The sequence below is a fragment of the Nonomuraea aridisoli genome (assembly GCF_003236395.1).
GTDB lineage: Bacteria > Actinomycetota > Actinomycetes > Streptosporangiales > Streptosporangiaceae > Nonomuraea > Nonomuraea aridisoli.
On the sequence record NZ_POUD01000561.1, the window covers coordinates 1 to 1,373 of the forward strand.

The 1,373-nt window shown below is 72.8% G+C and carries 1 protein-coding gene; it reads left to right on the plus strand.

What is annotated here, in order from left to right; all coding sequences use genetic code 11:
• Positions 1-299: 299 nt before the first annotated feature.
• Positions 300-1,244 (plus strand): STM4015 family protein, encoded by a 945-nt coding sequence (locus C1J01_RS48060; protein ID WP_235855164.1) that lies wholly within the window; start codon positions 300-302, stop codon positions 1,242-1,244.
• Positions 1,245-1,373 lie beyond the last annotated feature (129 nt).

A 1,373-nucleotide genomic window follows, 5' to 3' on the forward strand; every position in this document is an offset into this window, starting at 1 on the left:
GGCGTATGCGCCTGCCCCCGCGCCTGCCCCCGCGCCTGCTCCCGCTCCTGCGCAGCGGCGGGATGCGGTGGGTTCCACGCTCAACGGCACCGTCGGCGGGCTCAGCGGAACGGTCAGGCATCTTCCCGAAACGGTCGAAGCGCTCACCGGCGTACACCTCAGGTAGCGCTCCCGCCTGACCGTCCACGCCCAGGCCGGCGCGGGGAGCCACCTCTTCCGTCGACGGTCTGGGCGGAAGTGTCGGGAAGATCTGGTAGGACAGGTGCCACATCGAATCCCCCTGACACGAGGACCACCCCGTGAGCCACCCCCATGACGACCACGTCGACGAGTACGCCGGGCTGCCCGTGGCGTTCGCTCCCTTCCCCGAGGACGAGAGGCCGCGGCCGCCGGCCGACGCCGTGGCCTGGCGGCTGCGCGCGAGCGAGTGGCAGGACGACGCGCCCGACCACTTCGCCGAGAGCCTCGACTGGTTCTTCGAGCACGTGGAGACCGAGAAGGTCCGGGCCATCGTGGTCGGTGAGTGGGAGGAGTGCTACGAGTCCGACAGCGCGCCGATCATCGCCCGCCTGGTCGCCGAGCGCGACCGGCTTCCCGCGCTGCGCTCGCTCTTCCTCGGCGCGATCGCGCAGGAGGAGGCGGAGATCTCCTGGATCCAGCAGTCCGACATCACCCCGCTGCTGGAGGCGTTCCCGAAGCTGGAGCGGCTGGAGGTGCGCGGCGGCACCGGCCTGGCGCTCCAGCCGGTGCGGCACGAGTCGCTGCGGGTGCTCAGGTTCGAGACGGGCGGCCTGCCCGGCCACGTCGTGCGGGCGGTCGGCGACTGCGACCTGCCGGCCCTGGAGCATCTGGAGCTCTGGCTCGGCGTCGAGGAGTACGGTGGCGACGCCACGATCCCCGACTGCGCCGCCGTCCTGAGCGGCGCGCGACTGCCGAGCCTGCGCCACCTCGGCCTCCAGGACAGCGAGATGCAGGACGACATCGCCGCCGCCGTGGCCTCGGCCCCGGTCGTGGCCCGGCTCGAGTGGCTCGACCTGTCGATGGGCGTGCTCACCGACGTGGGCGCGGAGGCCCTGCTCAGCGGGCAGCCCCTCACTCACCTGCGCACGCTCGACCTCAGCCACCACTACCTGAGCGACGAGATGATGCGCCGGCTGCCCGAGTCGCTGCCCGGGGTGCGCGTCATCCTCGACGACCTGCAGAAGCCGGACGGCGAGTGGCGCTACGTCGCGGTCAGCGAGTGATGGTGCGCTTCGCCGTGGTGGGGGTGCCCGGCGACCGGCGGGTGGCGCTGTTCCGGGAGGCGGTGGTCGCGAGGGGCTTGGCGGAGCCGTACGTGATCTCGTGGCGCGACGTGCTGGCCGGGCGGGAGG